18 protein-coding genes and 1 pseudogene are annotated in these 21,470 nt (G+C 73.1%); 10 read left to right on the top strand and 9 right to left on the bottom strand.

Features of this window, described 5'->3' with window-relative positions:
* The first annotated feature begins 188 nt into the window (after positions 1–188).
* Both OG875_RS02210 and OG875_RS30940 read left to right on the top strand, forming a co-directional pair.
* Positions 189–1,001: an SAM-dependent methyltransferase gene (locus tag OG875_RS02210; protein WP_330172502.1), complete on the top strand. Its 813-nt coding sequence runs from the start codon at positions 189–191 to the stop codon at positions 999–1,001.
* A complete protein-coding gene (locus OG875_RS30940) occupies positions 998–3,322 on the top strand; it encodes a putative bifunctional diguanylate cyclase/phosphodiesterase (protein ID WP_443079047.1) in 2,325 nt (774 codons plus the stop codon). The genes OG875_RS02210 and OG875_RS30940 overlap by 4 nt, the downstream gene beginning before the upstream one ends.
* Before the next feature lie 250 nt (positions 3,323–3,572).
* Here OG875_RS30940 and OG875_RS02195 read toward each other — a convergent pair.
* Positions 3,573–4,451, bottom strand: a pseudogene (locus OG875_RS02195) (LysR family transcriptional regulator); the annotation flags it as partial.
* Between the two features lie 94 nt (positions 4,452–4,545).
* On the opposite strand from OG875_RS02195, the gene OG875_RS02190 reads away from it, so the two are divergent.
* From OG875_RS02190 to OG875_RS02180, 3 genes are read left to right on the top strand one after another with little or no spacing between them, the layout of a single operon-like run.
* The gene (locus OG875_RS02190) at positions 4,546–5,310 is read left to right on the top strand and encodes a succinate dehydrogenase cytochrome b subunit (protein WP_330172501.1); all 765 of its coding nucleotides are present in this window, start codon (positions 4,546–4,548) and stop codon (positions 5,308–5,310) included.
* Between the two features lies 1 nt (position 5,311).
* On the top strand, positions 5,312–7,336 hold the full coding sequence (locus OG875_RS02185) for a fumarate reductase/succinate dehydrogenase flavoprotein subunit (RefSeq protein ID WP_330172500.1): 2,025 nt from the start codon (positions 5,312–5,314) through the stop codon (positions 7,334–7,336).
* Positions 7,333–8,079 carry a succinate dehydrogenase/fumarate reductase iron-sulfur subunit gene (locus tag OG875_RS02180; protein ID WP_330172499.1) on the top strand — a complete coding sequence of 249 codons (747 nt, stop codon included), beginning with the start codon at positions 7,333–7,335 and terminating at the stop codon, positions 8,077–8,079. Before OG875_RS02185 ends, OG875_RS02180 begins: the two co-directional genes overlap by 4 nt.
* Here the strand turns inward: OG875_RS02180 and OG875_RS02175 are convergent.
* Positions 8,076–9,095, bottom strand: a complete 1,020-nt coding sequence (locus tag OG875_RS02175) for an MsnO8 family LLM class oxidoreductase (RefSeq protein ID WP_330172498.1) — start codon at positions 9,093–9,095, stop codon at positions 8,076–8,078. The two genes, OG875_RS02180 and OG875_RS02175, sit on opposite strands and share 4 nt — an antisense overlap.
* Positions 9,096–9,151: 56 nt before the next feature.
* On the opposite strand from OG875_RS02175, the gene OG875_RS02170 reads away from it, so the two are divergent.
* Positions 9,152–9,640 carry a phosphatase domain-containing protein gene (locus OG875_RS02170; RefSeq protein WP_330172497.1) on the top strand — a complete coding sequence of 163 codons (489 nt, stop codon included), beginning with the start codon at positions 9,152–9,154 and terminating at the stop codon, positions 9,638–9,640.
* Positions 9,641–9,829: 189 nt separating this feature from the next.
* Here the strand turns inward: OG875_RS02170 and OG875_RS02165 are convergent, their stop codons facing one another.
* Positions 9,830–10,054, bottom strand: a complete 225-nt coding sequence (locus OG875_RS02165; protein WP_330172496.1) for a dodecin — start codon at positions 10,052–10,054, stop codon at positions 9,830–9,832.
* A 223-nt stretch (positions 10,055–10,277) separates the two neighbouring features.
* Here OG875_RS02165 and OG875_RS02160 point away from each other — a divergent pair, with 223 nt between their 5' ends.
* The 3 genes from OG875_RS02160 to OG875_RS02150 all read left to right on the top strand — a co-directional run bounded on the left by OG875_RS02160 (position 10,278) and on the right by OG875_RS02150 (position 13,726).
* Complete coding sequence (locus OG875_RS02160; protein WP_330172495.1) at positions 10,278–11,519, top strand: extracellular solute-binding protein; 1,242 nt, start codon at positions 10,278–10,280, stop codon at positions 11,517–11,519.
* Positions 11,520–11,795: 276 nt separating this feature from the next.
* The gene (locus OG875_RS02155) at positions 11,796–12,641 is read left to right on the top strand and encodes a GNAT family N-acetyltransferase (RefSeq protein WP_330172494.1); all 846 of its coding nucleotides are present in this window, start codon (positions 11,796–11,798) and stop codon (positions 12,639–12,641) included.
* Positions 12,638–13,726: a lysophospholipid acyltransferase family protein gene (locus OG875_RS02150; protein WP_330172493.1), complete on the top strand. Its 1,089-nt coding sequence runs from the start codon at positions 12,638–12,640 to the stop codon at positions 13,724–13,726. Before OG875_RS02155 ends, OG875_RS02150 begins: the two co-directional genes overlap by 4 nt.
* Here the strand turns inward: OG875_RS02150 and egtD are convergent.
* Genes egtD through egtA form a run of 4 tightly spaced genes read right to left on the bottom strand, consistent with a single transcriptional unit; the run spans position 13,621 to position 18,081 of the window.
* Complete coding sequence (gene egtD, locus OG875_RS02145; protein WP_330172492.1) at positions 13,621–14,583, bottom strand: L-histidine N(alpha)-methyltransferase; 963 nt, start codon at positions 14,581–14,583, stop codon at positions 13,621–13,623. The two genes, OG875_RS02150 and egtD, sit on opposite strands and share 106 nt — an antisense overlap.
* Positions 14,580–15,335 (bottom strand): ergothioneine biosynthesis protein EgtC, encoded by a 756-nt coding sequence (egtC, locus tag OG875_RS02140; protein ID WP_330172491.1) that lies wholly within the window; start codon positions 15,333–15,335, stop codon positions 14,580–14,582. Before egtC ends, egtD begins: the two co-directional genes overlap by 4 nt.
* Entirely contained in the window at positions 15,335–16,810 is a 1,476-nt protein-coding gene (gene egtB / locus OG875_RS02135; protein WP_330172490.1) for an ergothioneine biosynthesis protein EgtB, read from the bottom strand. The genes egtC and egtB overlap by 1 nt, the downstream gene beginning before the upstream one ends.
* On the bottom strand, positions 16,807–18,081 hold the full coding sequence (gene egtA, locus OG875_RS02130) for an ergothioneine biosynthesis glutamate--cysteine ligase EgtA (protein WP_330172489.1): 1,275 nt from the start codon (positions 18,079–18,081) through the stop codon (positions 16,807–16,809). The genes egtB and egtA overlap by 4 nt, the downstream gene beginning before the upstream one ends.
* 162 nt (positions 18,082–18,243) lie before the next feature.
* On the opposite strand from egtA, the gene OG875_RS02125 reads away from it, so the two are divergent.
* Positions 18,244–19,230: a TIGR02452 family protein gene (locus tag OG875_RS02125; RefSeq protein WP_330172488.1), complete on the top strand. Its 987-nt coding sequence runs from the start codon at positions 18,244–18,246 to the stop codon at positions 19,228–19,230.
* A gap of 55 nt (positions 19,231–19,285) precedes the next feature.
* Here the strand turns inward: OG875_RS02125 and OG875_RS02120 are convergent, their stop codons facing one another.
* Together OG875_RS02120 and OG875_RS02115 are read right to left on the bottom strand one after the other, a co-directional pair.
* Positions 19,286–19,756 carry a type II toxin-antitoxin system PemK/MazF family toxin gene (locus OG875_RS02120; protein WP_330172487.1) on the bottom strand — a complete coding sequence of 157 codons (471 nt, stop codon included), beginning with the start codon at positions 19,754–19,756 and terminating at the stop codon, positions 19,286–19,288.
* Between the two features lie 147 nt (positions 19,757–19,903).
* Positions 19,904–21,319, bottom strand: coding sequence for a glycosyltransferase family 39 protein (locus OG875_RS02115; RefSeq protein WP_330172486.1), 1,416 nt, complete (start codon positions 21,317–21,319; stop codon positions 19,904–19,906).
* Between the last annotated feature and the right edge of the window lie 151 nt (positions 21,320–21,470).

The raw sequence follows: 21,470 nt of genomic DNA, 5'->3' as shown, positions 1-21,470 counted from the left end.
ACCGACCGGTCCGCCGTCACGCCCCCGTGCGTGGCGGCGGACCGCTTGTGCGCCGGGTCCGGGTGTGACCGAGAACGGACCGCTAATTTCCGTTTCGGCTCGCTCTCTTGGCGGGCGATCAGTAGCCTCGGCTCGAACACCGGCCACACACAAGGCCGTTCACCCGTGGCGACTTGTTGGAGATCTCGATGGAGCGTCCCGCCTGGGTACCGCAGGGTATCGACATATCGGTGCCGAGCGTGTCCCGTATTTACGACTACTATCTGGGCGGTTCGCACAACTTCGAAGTGGACAGGGAAGCGGCCCGCAAGGCGATGGAGTTCATGCCTGGGCTTCCCAAGATCATGCAGGCGAACCGGGCGTTCATGCGCCGCGCGGTCCGCTTCGCCGTCGCCGAGGGCGTGACCCAGTTCCTCGACATCGGCTCCGGCATCCCCACCTTCGGCAACGTCCACGAGGTCGCCCAGAAGGCCGACCCGGACGCCAGGGTCGTCTATGTCGACCACGACCCGGTCGCCGTGGCGCACAGCAGAGCCGTACTCGAAGGCAACGGCAACGCCGCCGTCGTGGCCGCCGACCTCCGTACGCCCCGCCAGATCCTCGACAGCCCCGAGGTCGCCGACCTCCTCGACCTGAACCGGCCCGTCGCCCTGCTGCTGGTCTCCGTCCTGCACTTCCTGGAGGACGACGACAAACCCTTCGCGGCCGTGGCCGAACTGACCGGCGCCCTCGCCCCCGGCAGCCTCGTCGTCCTGACCCACGCCGCGGTCGCGGGCATCCCGCTGCCCCAGGAGAAGGTCGCCGGCACCGTCGGCGTCTACCGGGACATCCGCAACCCGCTGGTCATGCGGACCCGTGAGGAGATCGCCCGCTTCTTCGACGGCTCCGAACTGGTCGAGCCCGGACTGGTGCCCATGGGCGGCTGGCGGCCGGAGAACCCCTCAGGCCAGGAGGACCCGTACGCGATGTCGGGCTTCGCCGGTGTGGGACGCACGGCGTGATGGTGCCCGAGCAGGCCCCGGACGCCGCGGCGGAACCGGCGGAACCCGACGGACTGGAGGACCGGCTCAGGCGGTTCGCGACGATCTGGAGCCGCGCGATCTTCCCGGCGACCGCGACGTCGCTGACCCGGCCCGAGTTCGAACAGCATCTGCTGCCCCTGGCCCGCCGGCTGCGGGACGCCCTGCACGACACGGTCTTCGACGCCGCGCCCGCGCACACCGTCGGCGCGGCGCTGGTCGGCGCCCACTGCACCGACCCGGACGCGCTCGCCCGCTCCCTCGGGGTCGTCGACGCGTATCTGGTGCTGTACTGCGGCGCGGCGGCCGATCCGGCCGACGACCTCGCCGCCGAGGAGCTGCGCGCCCGCTGCGCCCGGCTCCAGCACGCGCTGGCCGCCGGGTTCGCCCAGGCGCTGCGCGAGCGCACCCTCGCCGAGCAGGAGGCCATCGCCCGCTCCGCGCTCGCCGCGCGCGGAGCCGCCGAGGAGGCGCTGCACGCCACCGAGGCCCGGTTCCGCGCGGTGTTCGAGGGCGCGGCGATCGGCATCGGCATCGCCGACCTCGACGGGCGGGTGCTGGAGGTCAACGACACACTGACCCGGATGTTCGGCGGCCTGGAACACCATGTCCGCAGCCGTAACGTCGGCGAGTGGGTGCACCCCGACGACGAGCCGCACGTGTGGCGGATGTACAGCGAGCTGGTACGCGGCGAGCGGGACAACTTCCGTACGGAGAAACCGTTCTTCCGCAACGACGGCACGGTCCTGTGGACCAATCTGACCGTCTCGCTGCTCCGGGACGTCGACGGGCAGCCGGAGTACCAGCTCGCCCTGCTGGAGGACACCACCGAACGGCGGCTGCTCAACCTGCGGCTGCGCTACGAGGCGACGCACGACGCCCTCACCGGACTCCCCAACCGCACGCTGTTCTTCGAACGCCTGGAGAAGGCGCTCGCCCCCGCCAAGGAGACGCCGAAGGACGGCGCGAAGCCGGCCGGCGCCGGAAAGACGGCGGAGAAGGGGCGGAAAGCGGAGAAGGGACGGACTGTCGGCGCCGGGAAGGCGGCGGACGCCGCGTCCGGCAACCGGCCCCAGCCCGGCCGCGTCGGTCTCTGCTACCTCGACCTCGACGGCTTCAAGGCCATCAACGACAGCCTCGGCCACTCCGCGGGCGACCGGATGCTCGTCGAGGTCGCGGACCGGCTCCAGAGCTGCGCCACGGCACCCGGCGAGATGGTCGCCCGGCTCGGCGGCGACGAGTTCGTGGCCCTGACCACCGGACCCGACACCCAGCGCGAGGTGGCCGACCTCGCGTCGCGCATCCTCGGCGCGCTGGCCGCCCCGATCAGCCTGGACGGCCGCGAATTCACCGTCCGGGGCAGCATCGGCATCGTGGAGGGCCGGGCCGGCGAGTCCAGCGCCGCCGAGGTCCTGCGCAGCGCCGACATCACCATGTACCGGGCCAAGTCGGCGGGCGGCAACCGCTTCGAGCACGCCGACGCCGAGGCCGACGCCCGCGCCATCACCCGGCACGGGCTCACCACCTCGCTCCCGACGGCCCTGGAACGCGGCGAGTTCTTCATCGAGTACCAGCCGCTGGTCCATCTCTCGGACGGCACGGTCCACGGCGCCGAGGCACTGGTGCGCTGGAGCCACCCGACGCACGGCGTCCTGAGCCCCGACCGGTTCATCCCGCTCGCCGAGCACACCGGGCTGATCGTGCCGCTCGGCCGCTGGGTGCTGGAGCAGTCCGTACGGCAGGCGCGGGCGTGGCAGGAGGAACTGGCGGCGGGTACCTTCGACGGACCCCTGCGGATCAATGTGAACCTCTCGCCCGCCCAGCTGCACCACCCCGGCCTCGTCGCCGACACGGTGGAGGTGCTGGAACGGGTCGGCCTCGCGCCGGGCTCGCTGTGCCTGGAGGTCACCGAGTCCGCGCTGATCGGCGCGGACGAAGACCTGCTCAAGCCCCTGCGGCAGCTCGCCGAGATGGGCATCGACATCGCCCTGGACGACTTCGGCACCGGCTACTCGAACCTCGCGAATCTGCGCCGGCTGCCGGTGAGCGTGCTCAAGCTGGACCGTGCCTTCACCCGGGGCATGCAGCAGCATCCCGCCGACCCGGTCGATCTCAAGATCGTCGAGGGGATCGTCTCCCTCGCGCACGGCCTGGAACTGGCGGTGACCGTGGAGGGCGTGGAGACCGGGGCACAGGCGGACCACCTGCGACGACTCGGTTGCGACACGGCACAGGGCTGGTACTACGCGCGCCCCGGCCCGCCGGAGATGCTGCACACCCTGTCGCTCGCCGACGCGGTCTGACACGCTCCACGACGGGCGGCCGACGCCCCAGCTCTTGGCCGCCCGTTCAGCTACGCGCGTCGCGTCCCGGCGTACGGCGGTCGCCCGCCCCGTCGGCACCACCTGTATCACCGGTATCACCCGGCCGCCCCGCCGCGCCCGCACCACCGGCCCCGGCCGCCCCACCCGTACACCCCGCCACGCCCTCCTCGCTGGACCCACCCGAACGCCCCGACCCGACCCCGCCGCCCCGCGCCCCCGTACCGCCCCGTGCCCGGGTGCTGAACAGCACCTTCTGGAGCTCGCGCGCCGCGCGTGGCGGGGCCACGTCGCTGCGGTGCGCCAGCGCGATCGTCCGCCGCAGCCCCGGCGGCGCCAGCGGTGTCACCCGCAGATCACGCCCCGCCTGCTCCGCCACCATGCTCGGCACCACCGCCACCCCGAGCCCGGCCCGTACGAAACCGAGCACCGCGTCCATCTCGCCGCCCTCGACGGTGAACACCGGCTCGAACCCCTCGGCCCGGCAGGCGGCGACGGTCAGCTCCCGCAGGTCGTACCCGTGCCGGAACATCACCAGCTGCTCCCGCCGGAGATCGGAGATCCGCACCGGCCGGCGCGGACCGGGCGCCGCCGCCGACGAGACCACCACCAGGTCCTCGTGCAGCAGTTCGACCGTCGTCAGGGCCGGTGACGGGGTCGGCAGCGGAAGCACCACGAGGGCGAAGTCCAGCGCGCCGCGAGCCAGTTCGCGTACCAGGTCGTGCGAACCGCTCTCCTCGATCAGCAGCTCGATCCCCGGATGCAGGTCGTGGAAGGCCCGCAGCACGTCCGGCAGCAGACCGGTGCACAGACTCGGCGTGGCGCCCAGCCGCACCCGGCCGCGCCGCAGCTGAACCAGTTCCTGCACCTCGTGGCGCGCGGTCTCCGCGTCGGCGAGGATCCGCCGGGCCGTCGGCAGCAGCGCCTCGCCCGCGTCGGTCAGCGCGACATTTCCCCGCGCCCGGCCGAACAGCTCGGCGCCCAGCTCCTTCTCCAGGGCCCGGATCTGCTGGGAGAGCGAGGGCTGCGAGACATGCACCCGCTCGGCGGCCCGGGTGAAGTGCCGGGTCTCCGCGACGGCCACGAAATAGACGAGCTGCTGGAACTGCATGGATCCACCGTACGCCCACGATAGGCAGCGCCTATGGACATGAGCCGATCCATGTCTTGGACCTCTCGCGCCGCCCGGCTCTACCGTGCGAGTCATGGCTCTGGCAACGCGTACGGACACACGGGCGGCCCGGAAGGCCGGCGCTCCGGGCAGCCCTCGCCCCGGCACCCGCCCCGGCTCCCGGCCCTCGCTCCTCGGCACCCTCTGGGGCTCCACGATCGGCAAGAAGGCCGTCATGGCCGTCAGCGGCCTGATCCTGCTCGGCTACCTCGTCGCGCATCTGCTGGGCAATCTGAAGATCTTCTTCGGCCCCGGCGAGTTCAACGCGTACGGGCACTGGCTGCGCACCATGGGCGCGCCCGTCCTGCACCACGAATGGGCCCTGTGGATCGTGCGCGTCGTGCTGCTCGCCGCCGTCGTCCTGCACGGCGTCTGCGCCTACCAGCTCAGCCGCCGCGACATCGCCGCCCGCCCCACCGCCTACGCCCACAAACGCCGCCGCGCGAGCTACGCCACCCGCACCATGCGCTGGGGCGGGATCATCCTCGCCCTGTTCATCGTCTGGCACCTGCTCGACCTCACGACCCTGACCGTCAACGAGAACGCCCAGCCGGGCCACCCGTACGAGAACGTCGTCGCGACCTTCTCCACCTGGTACGGCAACGCCGTCTACATCACCGCGATGCTCGCCCTCGGACTCCACGTCCGGCACGGCTTCTGGAGCGCCGCGCAGACCCTCGGCATGGGCAGCGCCACCCGCGACCGGCTGCTGAAGACCCTGGCCAACGGTCTCGCGCTGGTGCTGACCGCCGGCTTCCTCTCCCTGCCCGTCGCCGTCATGACCGGAGTCGTGAGCTGACATGGACGACACCCTCCCCGCCACGCACGAGGACACCCTCCCCGCCGGCTACACCGACTACACGACGGGCGCGCCCCTCACCGACACCAAGGCCCCCGCCGGACCCGTCGCCGACCGCTGGGACACCCGCCGCTTCGAGGCCAAGCTGGTCAACCCCGCCAACCGCCGCAAGCACACCGTCATCGTCGTCGGCACCGGACTCGCGGGCGGCGCCGCCGGCGCCACACTCGCCGAACAGGGCTACCACGTCCTCCAGTTCTGCTACCAGGACTCCCCGCGCCGCGCCCACTCCATCGCCGCCCAGGGCGGCATCAACGCCGCGAAGAACTACCGCAACGACGGCGACTCCGTGCACCGCCTCTTCTACGACACCGTCAAGGGCGGCGACTTCCGGGCCCGCGAGTCCAACGTGCACCGCCTCGCCCAGATCTCCGTCGAGATCATCGACCAGTGTGTCGCCCAGGGCGTGCCCTTCGCCCGCGAGTACGGCGGGCTCCTCGACACCCGGTCCTTCGGCGGCGTCCAGGTCTCCCGCACCTTCTACGCGCGCGGCCAGACCGGCCAGCAACTGCTGCTCGGCGCCTACCAGGCACTGTCGCGGCAGATCGCGGCGGGCACCGTCGAGATGCGCCCGCGCACCGAGATGCTCGACCTGGTCGTGGTCGACGGCCGGGCCCGCGGCATCGTCGCCCGCGACCTGATCACCGGGAGGATCGACACGTACATCGCCGACGCCGTCGTCCTCGCCTCCGGCGGCTACGGCAACGTCTTCCACCTGTCCACCAACGCCAAGAACAGCAACGCCACGGCCGTCTGGCGGGCCCACCGGCGCGGCGCGTACTTCGCCAACCCCTGCTTCACCCAGATCCACCCCACCTGCGTCCCGCGCTCCGGCGACCACCAGTCCAAACTCACCCTGATGAGCGAGTCGTTGCGCAACGACGGCCGTATCTGGGTGCCGAAGGCGCACGGCGACACCCGCCCGCCCGCCGAGATCCCCGAGACCGAGCGCGACTACTACCTGGAGCGGATCTACCCGTCCTTCGGCAACCTCGTCCCGCGCGACATCGCCTCCCGCGCCGCCAAGAACGTCTGCGACGAGGGGCGCGGCGTCGGCCCCGGCGGCCAGGGCGTCTACCTCGACTTCGCCGACGCGATCCGCCGGCTCGGCCGCGAGGCCGTCGAGGAGAGGTACGGCAACCTCTTCGAGATGTACGAGCGCATCACCGCCGAGGACCCGTACCGGGTGCCGATGCGCATCTACCCGGCCATCCACTACACGATGGGCGGACTCTGGGTCGACTACGACCTCCAGACCACCGTGCCGGGCCTGTTCGCGATCGGCGAGGCCAACTTCTCCGACCACGGCGCCAACCGGCTCGGCGCGTCGGCCCTGATGCAGGGCCTCGCCGACGGCTACTTCGTGCTGCCCGCCACCCTCGGCGACTACCTCGCCCGCAACCCGCGCCTGCCCGCCGTCCCGGCCGACCACCCGGCGGTCGCCGAGGCCGTCGCCGACACCGAGGACCGGCTGCGGCTGCTGCTCGCCGTCGACGGCGACCGCACCCCCGAGTCCTTCCACCGGGAGATCGGCGAACTGCTCTGGGAACACTGCGGCATGGCCCGCGACGAGAACGGTCTGCGCAAGGCCCTCGGCCGTATCCCGCAGATCCGCGAGGAGTTCTGGCACCGGATCAAGGTCCCGGGCACCGGCGAGGAGCTCAACCAGTCGCTGGAGAAGGCCAACCGCGTCGTCGACTACCTGGAACTCGCCGAGCTGATGTGCCTCGACGCCCTGCACCGCACCGAGTCCTGCGGCGGCCACTTCCGTGAGGAGTCCCGCACCGACGGCGGGGAGGCGGAACGCGACGACGAGGCGTTCTCGTACGTGGCCGCCTGGGAGTTCCGGGGCTCCGGGAGCCACCCGTCGGGGGAGCACAGCACCGGCAGCGGCACGGCGCCCGTCCTGCACAAGGAAGACCTCGTCTTCGAGTACGTCCACCCCACCCAGCGGAGCTACGCATGAGGCTCACCCTGCGCGTCTGGCGGCAGCGCGCCGCCGACGCCCCCGGCGCCATGGTCACCTACGACATCGACGGCATCTCCGCGTCCATGTCGTTCCTGGAGATGCTCGACACGCTCAACGAACGGCTGATCCTCGCCGGGGACGACCCGGTCGCCTTCGACCACGACTGCCGCGAAGGCATCTGCGGCGCCTGCGGGGTCGTCATCAACGGCGACGCCCACGGGCCCGAACGCACCACCACCTGCCAGCTCCACATGCGGCACTTCGCCGACGGCGACACGATCGACGTCGAGCCGTGGCGGGCCGGCGCGTTCCCCGTCGTCAAGGACCTCGTCGTGGACCGGTCGGCCTTCGACCGGATCATCGGCGCGGGCGGCTACATCAGCGCGCCGACCGGCTCCGCGCCCGAGGCCCACGCCACGCCCGTGCCCAAGGCGGACGCCGACTTCGCGTTCGAGCACGCCGAGTGCATCGGCTGCGGCGCGTGCGTGGCCGCCTGCCCCAACGGCTCGGCGATGCTCTTCACCTCGGCCAAGGTCAACCACCTCAACGTCCTCCCGCAGGGCGCGCCCGAGCGGGAGACCCGGGTCCTGGACATGGTCGCCGCCATGGACGACGAGGGCTTCGGCGGCTGCACCCTCGCGGGCGAGTGCGCGACGGCCTGCCCGAAGGGCATCCCGCTGCCGTCGATCACGGCGATGAACAAGGAGTGGCTGCGCGCGACCCGCAGGGCGGCACGCTAACGGGCGGGCGCGGTGAGCCCCGCGATCCGGGCCAGGCGGGTGTACGAGTCGAGGAGCGCGTCGCGGTCGTACGTGCTGGTCGTCACCAGCACCTCGTCGGCGCCGCTCTCCCCGATCACCGCCGCCAGGGCCCCGGCCACCTGCTCCTCGGTGCCCCGGACATGGCCGCGCAGCCCCGACTCGTACAGTTCCCGCTCCTTCGCGGTCATCGGCAGCCCCTCGATCCGCCCGGCGGGGGCGAGCGGCGGGAAGACGCCACGAGTACGGGACCGGGCCATCGACCAGGACTCGGGCACCAGCAGCCGGCGGGCCTCCTCCTCGCTCGCGGCGACCGCGACCGTCCCCGCGACGACCACGTACGGGCGCGGCGCCCAGGGCGACGGGCGGAAGCCGGCGCGGTAGCGCTCCACGGCCCGCAGCATGCGGTCCCGGCCGCGCAGGTCGCCGACGACCACGGGCAGCCCGGCCGCCGCGGCGATGTCCGCGCCCTCACCCATGGCCAGGACGAACGGCGCGGGCCGCAGGCCCTCGGCGGGCAGGGCGTGGACGCCGGGGTAGCGGTCCTGGTCACCGGTGAACCAGCCGAGCAGCTCCCCGACACGCTCGGCGAAGTCCTCGGTGTCCTTCTTGTCCTTGCCGAGCGCCCGGCGTATCCCGTCGGTGAAGCCCACGGACCGGCCGAGGCCCATGTCGACCCGGCCGGGGAACAGCGACTCCAGCACCCCGAACTGTTCGGCCACCACGAGCGACCGGTGGTTGGGCAGCATCACCCCGCCCGTACCGACGCGGATCGTGGACGTGGCGGCGGCGACGGCCGCCGCCAGGACGGTCGGCGCCGAGCCCGCCACCCCGGGCACACCGTGGTGCTCGGCGACCCAGAAGCGGTGGTAGCCGAGGGCCTCGATCCGCCGCGCCAGCGCCACGGTGTCCCGCGGCGCCTCGGCGGTGGCACGGCCCTCGCGGGTGCGGGAGCGGTCGAGTACGGAGAACCGGGTGTTCGCGAGGACGGAAGTCACGTCCACTTCAACAGCCGCGCGGCGCGAGGATTCCCCGGCCTGCCTAGGCTGGGCGTGTGACCGACGACAACAGACCACTGGCCGTGTTCGATCTGGACGGGACGCTCGCCGGGACCGCCCACCGGCAGCACTTCCTGGAGGGCGGGACGAAGGACTGGAAGGGCTTCTTCGCGGCGGCGGTCGACGACCCGCCGCTCGCCGAGGGGGTCGCGCTGGTCCTGCGGAGCGCCGAGGAGTGCGAGATCGTCTATCTGACCGGCCGGCCCGAGCGCTGCCGGAAGGACACCCTTGCCTGGCTGCGGGCGTACGGCCTCCCCGAGGGGCGGGTGTTCATGCGGCGCAACGACGACCGCAGGCCCGCCCGTACGACCAAGGTGGAGCGGCTTCGGAAGCTGGCCGCCGGCCGGGAGATCCGGATGCTCGTGGACGACGACGACCTGGTGTGCGACGCCGTGGAGCGGGCGGGATTCCGGGTGGTACGGGCCCGCTGGGCGAGTACGTCCCAGGCACTGAGGGACGCGCAGGAGCGCGAGGGGCGCACCTGAACACGCCCCGGACGCACCCACGCACACGACCTGAACAGGGCTCGCGCGCGGGACGGGAACGACGGGACGAACGGCGCCCAGGGCCCCGCGACAGAACAGGGCCCGCGCGCGGGACGGGAACGGGCCCCGGCACAGGAACGGAACGGGCCCGGCGTCCGGGAGCTGAACGTGCCCCGGGCGGGGCCGGGGTCAGCCCGCCGTGTCGCCGTCCTCCAGACGGAAGCCGACCTTCAGCCCGACCTGGTAGTGCTCGATCCGGCCGTCCACGATCTGGCCGCGCACCTGCGTCACCTCGAACCAGTCCAGCCCCCGCAGCGTCTGCGACGCCCGCCCGATGCCGTTGCGGATGGCGTCGTCCACGCCCGTCTGCGAGGTGCCGTAGATCTCGGTGACCCGATAGGTGTGGTTGCTCATGGGCCGTTCTCCTGTTCGCGGGGTGCCGGTCTCACTCCACCGTGCCCCACGGGGCGGCGCCGCGCGCGGCAGGAGAAAGGCGCCGGTCAGGCCGCCGGGCCGGGACCGGGCTTGACCCGTCCTTAGGTCCATACCAAAATCACGCGAATACCCGCGCGAGCTCTCCTTGCTCCCCCCACGTCGGGTTCACTCTTTCGTGCCGCATGCCCAGAAGGTGACCTACGTGAAGAACCGCTTCCTTGTCGGCTCCGCCGTGTTCGTGTCCTCCCTCGCGTTCGTGGGGTGCGGGATGCTCCCAGGCGAGGACGACAAGGTGATCACCGTGTGGCTCATGAAGGACAGCGTCTCCGGGGCGTATCTGGACCGCTTCACCGAGGCGTACGAGAAGGACAACCCCTCGGTCGAACTGGAGGTCAAGATCCAGGAGTGGACCGGCATCGGCAAGAAGGTGATGGCCGCCCTGGACTCCGAGAACCCGCCGGACGTCATCGAGGTCGGCAACACCCAGGTCGCGCAGTACGCGGAGAGCGACGGCCTGCGGGACCTCACGCTGGAGTCCGTGCGCGACCTCGGGAGCGAGGACTGGCTGCCCGGTCTCGCCGAGCCCGGCAGCATCAACGGCTCGCAGTACGGCATCCCCTGGTACGCCGCCAACCGTGTCGTCATCTACAACAAGGAGATCTTCGCCGAGGCAGGCATCGAGGAACTCCCCAGGACCCGTGACGAGTGGCTCGACATGACCGCCGAACTCGACAAGGGTTCACGGCAGGGCATCTATCTGGCCGGCCAGGACTGGTACACCCTCGCCGGCTTCATCTGGGACGAGAAGGGTGAACTGGCCGCCGAGTCCGGCGGCGAGTGGGAGGGGCGGCTCAACACCCCAGCGGCGATCCGGGGCATGGAGTTCTACCAGGAGCTCCAGGCCCTCGGCGACGGTCCCAAGGACTCCGACGAGGTCACGCCGGTGCAGGAGATCGAGTTCGCCAAGGGCGACATCGCGCAGATGATCGACACCCCCAACTCCGCCGTGCAGATCGAGGAGAAGAACCCCGCCCTCAAGGGCAAGCTCGGCTTCTTCCCGATACCGGGCAAGACCGCCGCCAAGCCCGGGTCCGTCTTCACCGGCGGCTCCGACCTCATCGTCCCGAAGAACTCCTCGCACCGGTCGGCGGCGGTCGACGTGGTCAAGGCGCTGGCCGGCGAGAAGTGGCAGACGGACCTGGCCAAGACCATGAGCTACGTGCCGAACAAGACGACCCTCGCGGACGCCATCCAGGGCCACGAGGCCACGTCCGCGATGGCGGCGGGAGCGGCGCAGGGCCGGGCCACACCCAACTCGCCGAAGTGGGCCAACGTCGAACTGGACAACCCGATCAAGCGGTACATGACGGCGGTCCTCCAGGGCGAGGACCCGGAGATCGCCTCCGAGGTGGCGGTCGCCGAGATCACGGCCGCGCTCCGGTAGGGCCGACGCGGGGCCCGCACGGCATACGGGACCCCGGCCGGCACGTCGGCGGCACGCGTACGGACACCGCGTGGGCGGTCCCCGGTCCGCCGGGGACCGCCCACGCGCTTTGCCAACCCGTGACCGATCGGTTCCGGTCATTCAGCCGTCCCACATCCCCGCTCCGCCGGGGTGTCATGTCGAATCCAGCCACTCACGGAAGAAACAAGGTGCCGGGTCGCCGCACCAGCGGTGTCCCGTCACCGCTCGTTCTTCCGTCCGGCACTGGAGACCGTCATGTCCGCCTCGCCCGCCGTCATCCCCGCCCCCGCCACCCTCCCCAATCCCGTTCCCCTCCCGGTGTCCCTCCCCGCAGGGTCCCTCCCCGCCCCCGCCGGTGCCGCCGCGCCCGACGGGCGCTACCGCGTCTCGCTCGCCGTCGACCAGGAGGACGTACGCGCCGCCCAGCGCCTGCGCCACATGGTCTTCGCCGGAGAGATGGGCGCCCGCATCGACGGACCCGAGCCCGGTATCGACAGCGACGCCTTCGACGCCTACTGCGACCACCTCCTCGTACGCGAGGCCGGGACCGGCGAGGTCGTCGGCACCTACCGCCTGCTGCCCCCGGACCGCGCCCGCGTCGCCGGACGCCTCTACTCCGAGGGCGAGTTCGACCTCCGCCGGCTCGACCACATACGCCACGACCTCGTCGAGGTCGGCCGTTCCTGCGTCCACCCCCAGCACCGCAACGGCGCCGTCATCGCCCTGATCTGGGCCGGCCTCGCCCGCTACATGACCCGCACCGGGCACAACTGGATGGCCGGCTGCTGCTCCCTCCCGCTGGCCGACGGCGGCGCCCTCGCTTCGGCCACCTGGAACACCGTCAAGGACCGCGACCTCGCCCCGGAGGAGTACTGGGTCACCCCGCACCGCCTCTGGACCCCGGACAGCGACACCGTCCCCGCCGCCCGCACCGAACTCCCCGCGCTGCTCCGCGGCTACCTGCGGCTCGGCGCCTGGGTCTGCGGCGCGCCCGCGCACGACCCGGAGTTCGGCGTCGCCGACCTCTACGTCCTGCTGTCGCTGCGCCGCACCAACCCGCGCTATCTGCGGCACTTCCTCTCGCTCGCCCCCGCGCGATGAGCGTCTGGCTGCCCACGGCGCCCTGTACGCCGGGGCTCTGCGCCCCCCGGGCCGAGGACGCGCGCCGGGGGGCACCCGCCGCGTGCGCGCGGCTGCTGGCCGGGGTCGCGGTCGTCGTCGCCGGGGTGCTGCTCGTACCGCCGGCCGCCCTGTGCCGCGCGGACCGGCGCGACCGGCTGACCCGGTGGTGGACAGGTACGGTCATCCGGACCTTCGGGCTGCGCCTGCGGACCGGGTACGCCGAGGCGGACCCGGCGTCCGCCGAGACGCCCGGCACGCCGGGCACCGGCGTGCTCGTCGTCGCCAACCACATCTCCTGGCTGGACATCCCGCTCGTCGCGACCCTGTTCCCCGGGCGGGTGCTGGCCAAGAGCGACATCCGGCGCTGGCCCGTCCTCGGGGCCGTCGCGGAACTCGGCGGCACCCTCTTCGTGGAACGCGACCGGCTCCGGGCCCTGCCGGGCACCGTCCGGGACGTCCGGGACGCCCTGCGCGCCGGATCCCGGGTCGTCGTCTTTCCCGAGGGCAGCACCTGGTGCGGCCGGGACCAGGGGCCGTTCACCGCCGCCATGTTCCAGGCCGCGCTGGACGCGGGGGCGGCCGTGCGGCCCGTACGGATCGGCTACCGGCCGCTGGGGCCCGCCGCGTTCGTGGGGGACGATCCGCTCGCCGTCTCCCTGTGGCGGATCGTGGCGGCCCGGGGGCTCACGGCGCGGATCGAGGTCCTGCCGCTGATCCCCGCGGGCCGCCACCCGGACCGCCGCTCACTGGCCCGTGCGGCCCGTGCCGCCGTCACCGGGACGGACCCGGAGGGGGCGACGGCCGTTCACCCGGCCGCCGCCCCCACCGTCACTCTGCACCCCGTCACCGTTCACCCCGCGACCGCGACCGCGACCGCGACCGCGACCGCGACCGCGACCGCGACCGCGCCGCTACCCCCGTCCGTATCCGCGACCGGGCCCGTGCCCGCCGTCACCGTTCACACCACCGTCGCCAGCGACAGCGCGAACCGCCCGGCGTCGTCCGTCCACCAGTGCGCCAACTCCATTCCGGCATCGGCCAGTTCACCGCGCACCACGTCCTGAGTGAACTTGGCGGAGACCTCCGTACGCATCTCCTCACCCGCCTCGAACGTCACCACCAGATCCAGCTCGGGAATCTTCACCGTCAGTGCCCGGCGCGCCCTGAGCCGCATCTCGATCCACCGCTGACCGGCGTTCCAGCACGCCACGTGATCGAAGTCCGACTGATCGAAATCGGCGCCCAGTTCACGGTCGACCACCGCCAGGACGTTCTTGTTGAAGGCGGCCGTCACCCCTGACGCGTCGTCGTACGCCCGTACCAGAACGGCCTCGTCCTTCACGAGGTCCGTCCCGAGGAGCAGCGCGTCGCCCGGCTCCAGCAGCGAGCGCACCGAGGCCAGGAAGTCGGCGCGCTCGTCCGGCAGCAGATTGCCGATCGTGCCGCCGAGGAACGCGACCAGACGGGGCCCCGGGGTCCGGGGCAGCGCGAACTCCTCGGTGAAGTCCGCGATGAGCGCGTGCACATGGAGGTCCGGCCGCTCGGCGAGCAGCGCCCGGGCGGCCCCGGTGAGCGCGCTCTCGCTGACGTCCACCGGCACGTAACTCCGCAGCAGCGGCAGCGCGTCCAGCAGATATCGGGTCTTCTCCGAGGAACCGGAGCCCAGTTCGACCAGGGTGCGGGCGCCGGTCGCCGCCGCGATGCCGGGCGCGCGGGCGAGCAGGATCTCCCGCTCCGCGCGCGTCGGGTAGTACTCGTCGAGCGTGGTGATCTGCTCGAACAGTTCGCTGCCCCTGGCGTCGTAGAACCACTTGGGCGGCAGGGACTTGGGCGTACGGGTCAGCCCGTGCCTCACGTCGTCGCGCAGCGCGGCGCCGGTGGCGTCCTCGGGCAGGGTGCGGGTCATGTGGTACGGGCTCACGCGGGGGGCTCCTTGAGGGGAGTGAGCAGGACATCGGCGGACGTCGCCACCAGCAGGGTGCGGTCGGGGACCTCGCGCCAGCGCGGATCGTCGTCGTACGGCTCCGAGGCCACGGCCGTGCCGCCGCCCGGCTCGGTGAGATACCAGAGCGTGTCGCCCCAGGCGGTCGCGGCGACCGTCTCACCGTCGGTGAGCAGCAGGTTCAGCCGGGAGCCCGGGGCGGCCTCGGCCACCTCCAGGACGGTGTCCGCCAGGGCCGGGCCCATCCCGTCGCCGTCCCGCAGCCGGTGCAGCACCAGCGCCCAGACGAGCGCCGAGTCGGTCCGGGCGTCCAGCGCCAGCAGTTCGGCGGCGGACAGCGCGGCGGAGACGGGAGCCAGGCTCGCCGGCCAGCCGCGCACGGCGCCGTTGTGGCTGAACAGCCAGGGCCCGGCGGCGAACGGCGCCGCCGCCGCCTCGCCGTCCGCGCCCGACTCGGTGGCGTCTCGTACGGCGGCGAGGACCGCGACGCTCCTGACCACCCGGGTCAGGTCGACGACGCTCTGGTCGCTCCAGATGGGCCCCGCCCGGCGGTAGCGCGCGGGCAGCGGGTCACCGTCCGCGTACCAACCGACCCCGAAACCGTCGGCGTTGACCGTCCCGTACCGCTGCCTGCGCGGCTCCCAGGACTGCCGGTACAGCGCGTACTCCGGGGCGACCAGCACGTCGCGCAGCGGCACCGGCCGCCCCACGTAGGCGATATGACGGCACATCAGATGTCCTCCGGGGAGCGGGCGGTGCGGAAGCCCGCGAAGATCTGCCGGCGCACCGGCAGGTCCCAGTTGCGGAAGGTGCCCCGGCACGCCACCGCGTCCACACCGAACGAGCCACCGCGCAGCACCTTGTGCGCGGGGCCGAAGAACACCTCCGAGTACTCCCGGTAGGGGAAGGCGACGAAGCCCGGGTAGGGCAGGAAGTCGCTGGACGTCCACTCCCACACGTCGCCGATCAACTGCCGTACGCCCAGGGGCGAGGCGCCCCGCGGATAGCTGCCGGCGGGCGCGGGCCGCAGATGCCGCTGTCCGAGATTGGCGTGCTCCGGGCCCGGGTCCTCGTCACCCCACGGATACCGCCGCGAGCGGCCGGTCGCCGGGTCGTGCCGGGCGGCCTTCTCCCACTCCTCCTCGGTCGGCAGCCGCCGCCCGGCCCAGCGGGCGTAGGCGTCCGCCTCGTACCAGCTGACATGCACCACCGGTTCGTCGGCGGGCACGGGCTCGACCGTCCCGAACCGGCGCCGCGTCCACTGCCCGGCCTCCCGCCGCCAGAACAGCGGTGCGCCGATGCCGTGTTCGCGGATCTGCGCCCAGCCGGCCGGGGCCCACCAGCGTTCGTCGGTGTAGCCGCCGTCCTCGATGAAGTGCTGGAAGGCGCCGTTGGTCACCGGCACCGTGTCGAGGAAGTACGCGGGCACCAGCCGGTGATGGGCGGGCCGTTCGTTGTCCAGCGCCCACGGCTCCGTGGCGGTGCCCATGCTGAACTGCCCCGCCGGGATCAGGACTTCGTCCGGCAGGTCCGCCGTGTCCGCCGGATCGGGGCGCGGCGGCTCGTGATCGGGGAGCACGGCCGGGCCACGCCGCAGCTGATGGGTGATCAGCATCGTCTCGTCGTGCTGCTGTTCGTGCTGGGCGACCATCCCGAAGGCGAACCCGGCGTCCAGCAGCGGGCCGCCGCGCAGCGGACTGCTGCCCAGGATGTCCAGGACCCGCCCCCGGATGTCGGAGGCGTACGCGCGTGCCTCGGTGGGCGCCAGCAGCGGCAGCGTCGGCCGCAGCGCCCGGGGATGCTCGAACGCGTCGTACACCGAGTCGATGTCCGGCCGGACGGCCTCCCGGCCGCCGACCGTACGGAGCAGCCACTGCTCCTCCTGGTTGCCGATGTGGGCCAGGTCCCAGACCAGCGGTGACATCAGGGGGGAGTGCTGCGCGGTCAGATCGGGCTCGTCCACGCTGGAGGTGAGCAGGGCGGTCCGCTCGCGCGCGGCGGTCAGCGCGTCGGCGGCCCGGCGCCGGAGCGTCTCGACTGATATCCCGTCGGTGCCGCGGTCCGCGCTCCGGCCCGCGGCACCGTCCGGCGTCCCGCCGGCCGTCGCGGCGGTGGGTCCGCCGCCGGCGCTGTCCGGCGTCCCGCCCGGGTTCCTGTCCGTTCGTCCGTACGCCGTCCCGGCCGGTGTCCCGGCGTTCTCGGTCATGTCCGCAGTTCCTTCCCGGTCGCGGGGACACGCATGTCGTCGGCGGGGCACCGGCCCGGCACGACGTACCGCTCGTCGAAGACCGCCACGGCCTCCTGCACGGCCTCCGAGGCGCCCGTACGGGGCAGCGCCTCCCGCGCGACGGCGAAGCACTCCACCGCCGCCGCGTGCAGCTCGGGGTCCGCCAGCCCGTCACGGGCGGCCGTCGTCCAGAGCGGATTGCCCGGCGCCGGCAGCGGGCCCGCCGTCTCGGCGAGCGTCTTGACGGTGCGGTACACCCGCTCGGCGGCCTCGGGGTCGTCGAACAGCGCCGTGGTCACCGCCAGCGGCACCATCCACCCGTCGGACCCCAACTGGGCGTCGATCATCCGCAGCTCCAGATGACCGCGCGGGCGTACCGGCGGGAACAGGGTGGTGATGTGGTAGTCGAGATCGGCGCGCACCGGCGGGCGCGGCAGCCCCGAACGGATCCAGTCGCGGAAGGTCAGCCCCCGGGGCACGTCCCAGGGGCCGTCCGCCGTCCGGACGCACATCACGGGCGCGTCCAGCGCGTACGCCGCCCACGCGGCACGCGGCTCCCGCCGCAGGTCGGGGGCCTTGGTACGAGCCGGATCGAGGTCCGTCCAATGGGCCTGCCGGGTGGAGCGCCAGCCGGTGGGACGGCGTGCCTGGACGGGGGAGTTGGCGAACGCGGCCACCAGCACCGCGCCCAGCAGATGGGCGAGCTGCCACCGCCGCCCGTACCCGAGCGGGCCCGGTTCCTCGGTGCCCGCGTCGAGACAGACCTGGATGGAGGCGGAGGAGCGCATCATGGCGCGGCCCGAGGGGCCGATCCGGTCGAGATAGGTCTCCATCGCGTCGTACCGCGGCTCCTTCAGGAGCCTGCCCGGTGAGTGCCACGGGTCCTGTCCGAGGCCGGTGAGCGTGAGACCGGCCGTCCGCAGCGCGCGGCGGACGGCGGTGAGATCCGCCGCGGTGGAGTCGACGCACTCCATCAGCGAGGGGGCGGGGGCCGAGCTGAGTTCCAGCTGGCCGCCCGGTTCGAACGTCAGCGCCGATCGCAGGGGAAGGTCCCGCAGACCGTCGAACGCCCTGGCGAGACGCGTGGTCCGAACGGGCAGTTCGGGGTCGTACAGGTCGTGCACGAGCCATTCCAGCTCGACGCCCACGGTGCGGGGCGGACCTGTTTTGAAACATATGCCGCGCAGCAGCGCCTCTGCGTCCTCCTCGCGGAGAAATGGGCCCTCAGCTGCGAATTCGTCCGACGGCATGGTCGGATCCTCCTGTCGAAGATCGTGACCGGACCCCGCCCCGGGTGCCGGGGCGGGACGCTTTGTCCAACCTAAGGCCACTCTCACCGGTCCGCACAAGAGTGCCCCTTCGGGTGGGAAACATGGTTGCCCCGAGTGTGCTTCTGAGCCACGCTGCGTGGCATGAGCGCACGGCTTCGGGGGATCGCGAAGGAGACCGAGAACATCGTCCGGGCGGGTGGTTACCGCACCGGGGACGGGCGCCGGGTGTCGCTCGCCGGGCCACTGGCCGCCGCCCTGGAGGGGACCCGGCCGTACGGTCCGGAGCCCGTGCCCGTCGTGCCGGACACGGGCCGCGGGACCTCCTTCGAGGTCACCGGCGAGAGCAGCCTCCAGGCGGCCCGGCGGATGACGTCGGCCGCGCCGGGCCCCGTCGCCGTCCTGAACTTCGCCTCGGCGCGCAACCCGGGCGGCGGCTACCTGAACGGCGCACAGGCCCAGGAGGAGGCGCCGTGCCGGGCCTCCGCCCTGTACGCCACGCTGCTGCGCGCGCCGGACCACTACGCGCACCACCGGGCCGTCCGGGACCCCTTCTACAGCGACCGGGTGATCCACTCGCCCGGTGTGCCGGTCTTCCGCGACGACAGGGGGCGGCTGCTCGACGCCCCCTTCACCGTCGGTTTCCTCACCTCGCCCGCCCCGAACGCCGGGGTGGTGGCGCGCGACCGGCCCGAGGAGTCCCCGCGCGTCCCGGCCGTCCTCGCCTCGCGCGCGGAACGGGTGCTGGAGGTCGCGGTGGCGGGCGGCTACCGGCGCCTGGTGCTGGGGGCGTGGGGGTGCGGGGTCTTCCGCAACGACCCGGCCCGGGTGGCCGGAGCCTTCCGCGCGCTGCTGGTACGGCCGCCGGAGGACGCCGGGGGGCCGGGCGACGTGGGCGCGGGCGCTGGGGGCGCGGGCCGGTTCGCCGGCCATTTCGAGCAGGTCGTCTTCGCGGTGCTCGACCGGACGGCGGGCGCCGCCACACTGGCCGCTTTTCGCCGTACGTTCGCGGCCGAGACCCCCGGGGAGACCGCCCGGGAGACCATGGGCGAGACGGACGACGGGGCCGTGGACAGGACCGCCGACAGCGTCGCGGCAGGCACCGGCCCGCCGGCGCGGCACCGGCCGTGACGCGCCTGTCGGCTCGGCGCCGGCCGGTACCCCCCGCCCGGCGCCTTCCCTCGGCTCAGCGCCAGCCGTACAGCTCCCGCAGGCGGTTGACGACCAGGTTGAACCGCCCCCGGTCCAGCGCGCACGCCTCGCGCCGCATGCCCGCGTCGTGAATCCGCAGCACCCGGTCCACATCCACCCACGACGCGCGGCCCCGCCGGTCCCACGGCCCGATCCCGATCGGCACCCACTCGTGGTCCCGGTCGTGCCGCTTGCTGGAGAGCTGGACCGCCAGCAGGGTCCCGGCCGCTTCACGGGCCACCACCAGCACCGGCCGGTCCTTGCCGCGCCCGTCGTTCTCCTCGTACGGCACCCAGGTCCACACGATCTCGCCAGGATCGGGATCGCCGTCCTTGTCGGGCGCGTACGAGGTACGTACCGGTCCCACGGCGCGCGGTTCGGCCTCGGTGGTGGCCGACGGGCCGCTGCGGCCGGGGAGATCGGGTTCGGGCGAGGGGACCGGGGCGGGCGCGGTGAAGGAGTTCATCCGACCGACGGTAGAGCCCGCACGCGCCCCGCCCCCGGCCGGGTCGGCCGTTCACCGCCCCTGGCTCGGAACCACCCTCTGTCGGCAAGGCCGTGCACGCGTCGAGGCCGTCGCGGTGCGCCGGGTGCCCCGTGCCGGGCACCGGCCTCAGCAGCGGCCGGGGCGCGCGTACACCGTGACCACCGACCCGTGGGCCGTGCGCTCGCCGCAGACCGTGAAGTGGTCGGCGAGCGTGTCCCGTTTGACCCGGGCCATGGCGTCGTCCTCCACCGCGGCCCCGGGCGGCGAGGCGACGGCGACGATCCGGGGGCGTGCCAGCATCCGCGCCCGCAACTTCTCGGGCGTCACCTCCGTGCCGTACAGGCTGTGCGAGGCGACCGGGCCGCGGGCCCGCGCGAGATCCACCCCGGCGGCCGGCCCGGAGCCGGCGAGTTCCCAGGCTCTGCGCTTCACGGACAGGTAGACCACGCCGTCGCCGGGCCGGGCGGTCTCACGCAGGGTCGCGGCGAGCGCGGTCATGTCGTCCGAACGGCCCGCGGACGTGCGCAGACAGAAGGAGAGCGGCACCAGTGCCGCGCAGGCGACGACGGCCACGACGGCCGTGCCCGCGCGGACCGCCCGCCCGCGCCGCGGCACCTGGTCGAACGCGGCACCGAGGAGCAGCGCGAGACCCGCCGCGCCGTAGACCACATACCGGTCCAGATACAGCGGCTTGGCCAGGGACAGCAGCATCAGCAGCCCGGTCGGCGCGAGAAAGAGACCGAGACCGAGGACGACCAGCCGGCCCCGGCGCGAGGCGCGGGTCGGCCGCCCCGACCCGGCGATCACCGCCGCCGCCAGGCCCACGCCGGCCATCAACGAGAGACAGGCGTACTCGGCGGGCTTCGTGGCATCCAGCCAGCCCACCTGCGCGGACTGCCGCACACTCACCAGCACCAGGGGGACGATCCCCACGACGACACACACGGCCGCCCCCACGAAGGCCCGGCGCCTCGCACGCGGCACGAACAGGGCATGCGCGGCCAGCGCGAGCACCGCGAACTCATGCAGCCAGCAGGCCACGAGAAGCAGCCCGGCGTACCCCGCCCACACGCCTCGCCGATCGCGCTCCACCGCTCGCACCAAGGTGTACGTGGCCCAGACGACGAGGGCGCACACCAGCGCGTACGAGCGGCCCTCCTGCGCGTACCGCTGCACCCCGGGCAGTACCGCGAACACGATGCCCGCCCACAGCCCGGCACGCGGCCCCGCCAGGTGAACGGCGAGCATCGTCACGCCGGCCGTGGCCGCGGCCACGGCGAGCACCGAGGGCAGCCGCAGGACGACCAGGTCGGCGCCGGAGATGTCGAACAGGCCGTGCATCAGCAGGTAGTAGAGGCCGTGCACGGCGTCGACGTGTCCCAGCGTCCGCCACAGATCGGGCAGATCGCGACTCGCGAGCCCGATCGTCACGGCCTCGTCGTGCCACACGGCATTGCCGCGCCGGAGCCCCCACATGCCCAGCGAGAGCGTGAGCAGCACCGGTACGACGACAACACGCCGCCGCACGGGCGCCGTTCGCACACGAGGGGCGGATACGGCAACGGACGGTGCGGGGAGCCCGGGGGCCTGGACGGTGGCGATGGCTGACTCCTGCGTGCCTCGACGGGTGGGGAGGAGACCGAGTCCAGCCGCCGGGGAATTGATGGGCAGCCCCGTTCCGGCGGCCGATCAA

The sequence above is a fragment of the Streptomyces sp. NBC_01498 genome, from assembly GCF_036327775.1.
In the GTDB taxonomy this organism is placed as follows: domain Bacteria; phylum Actinomycetota; class Actinomycetes; order Streptomycetales; family Streptomycetaceae; genus Streptomyces.
The sequence above is the reverse complement of the archived record's forward strand: the minus strand, read 5'-3'. Positions and strand labels throughout refer to the sequence as shown.

Coding starts and splice junctions, on each gene's coding strand:
- OG875_RS02210 (WP_330172502.1), top strand. CDS start 189: ATGGAGCGTCCCGCCTGGGTACCGCAGGGTATCGACATATCGGTGCCG.
- OG875_RS02190 (WP_330172501.1), top strand. CDS start 4,546: ATGGCTCTGGCAACGCGTACGGACACACGGGCGGCCCGGAAGGCCGGC.
- OG875_RS02185 (WP_330172500.1), top strand. CDS start 5,312: ATGGACGACACCCTCCCCGCCACGCACGAGGACACCCTCCCCGCCGGC.
- OG875_RS02180 (WP_330172499.1), top strand. CDS start 7,333: ATGAGGCTCACCCTGCGCGTCTGGCGGCAGCGCGCCGCCGACGCCCCC.
- OG875_RS02165 (WP_330172496.1), bottom strand. CDS start 10,054: ATGAGCAACCACACCTATCGGGTCACCGAGATCTACGGCACCTCGCAG.
- OG875_RS02155 (WP_330172494.1), top strand. CDS start 11,796: ATGTCCGCCTCGCCCGCCGTCATCCCCGCCCCCGCCACCCTCCCCAAT.
- OG875_RS02150 (WP_330172493.1), top strand. CDS start 12,638: ATGAGCGTCTGGCTGCCCACGGCGCCCTGTACGCCGGGGCTCTGCGCC.
- egtC (WP_330172491.1), bottom strand. CDS start 15,335: ATGTGCCGTCATATCGCCTACGTGGGGCGGCCGGTGCCGCTGCGCGAC.
- egtB (WP_330172490.1), bottom strand. CDS start 16,810: ATGACCGAGAACGCCGGGACACCGGCCGGGACGGCGTACGGACGAACG.
- egtA (WP_330172489.1), bottom strand. CDS start 18,081: ATGCCGTCGGACGAATTCGCAGCTGAGGGCCCATTTCTCCGCGAGGAG.
- OG875_RS02125 (WP_330172488.1), top strand. CDS start 18,244: ATGAGCGCACGGCTTCGGGGGATCGCGAAGGAGACCGAGAACATCGTC.
- OG875_RS02120 (WP_330172487.1), bottom strand. CDS start 19,756: ATGAACTCCTTCACCGCGCCCGCCCCGGTCCCCTCGCCCGAACCCGAT.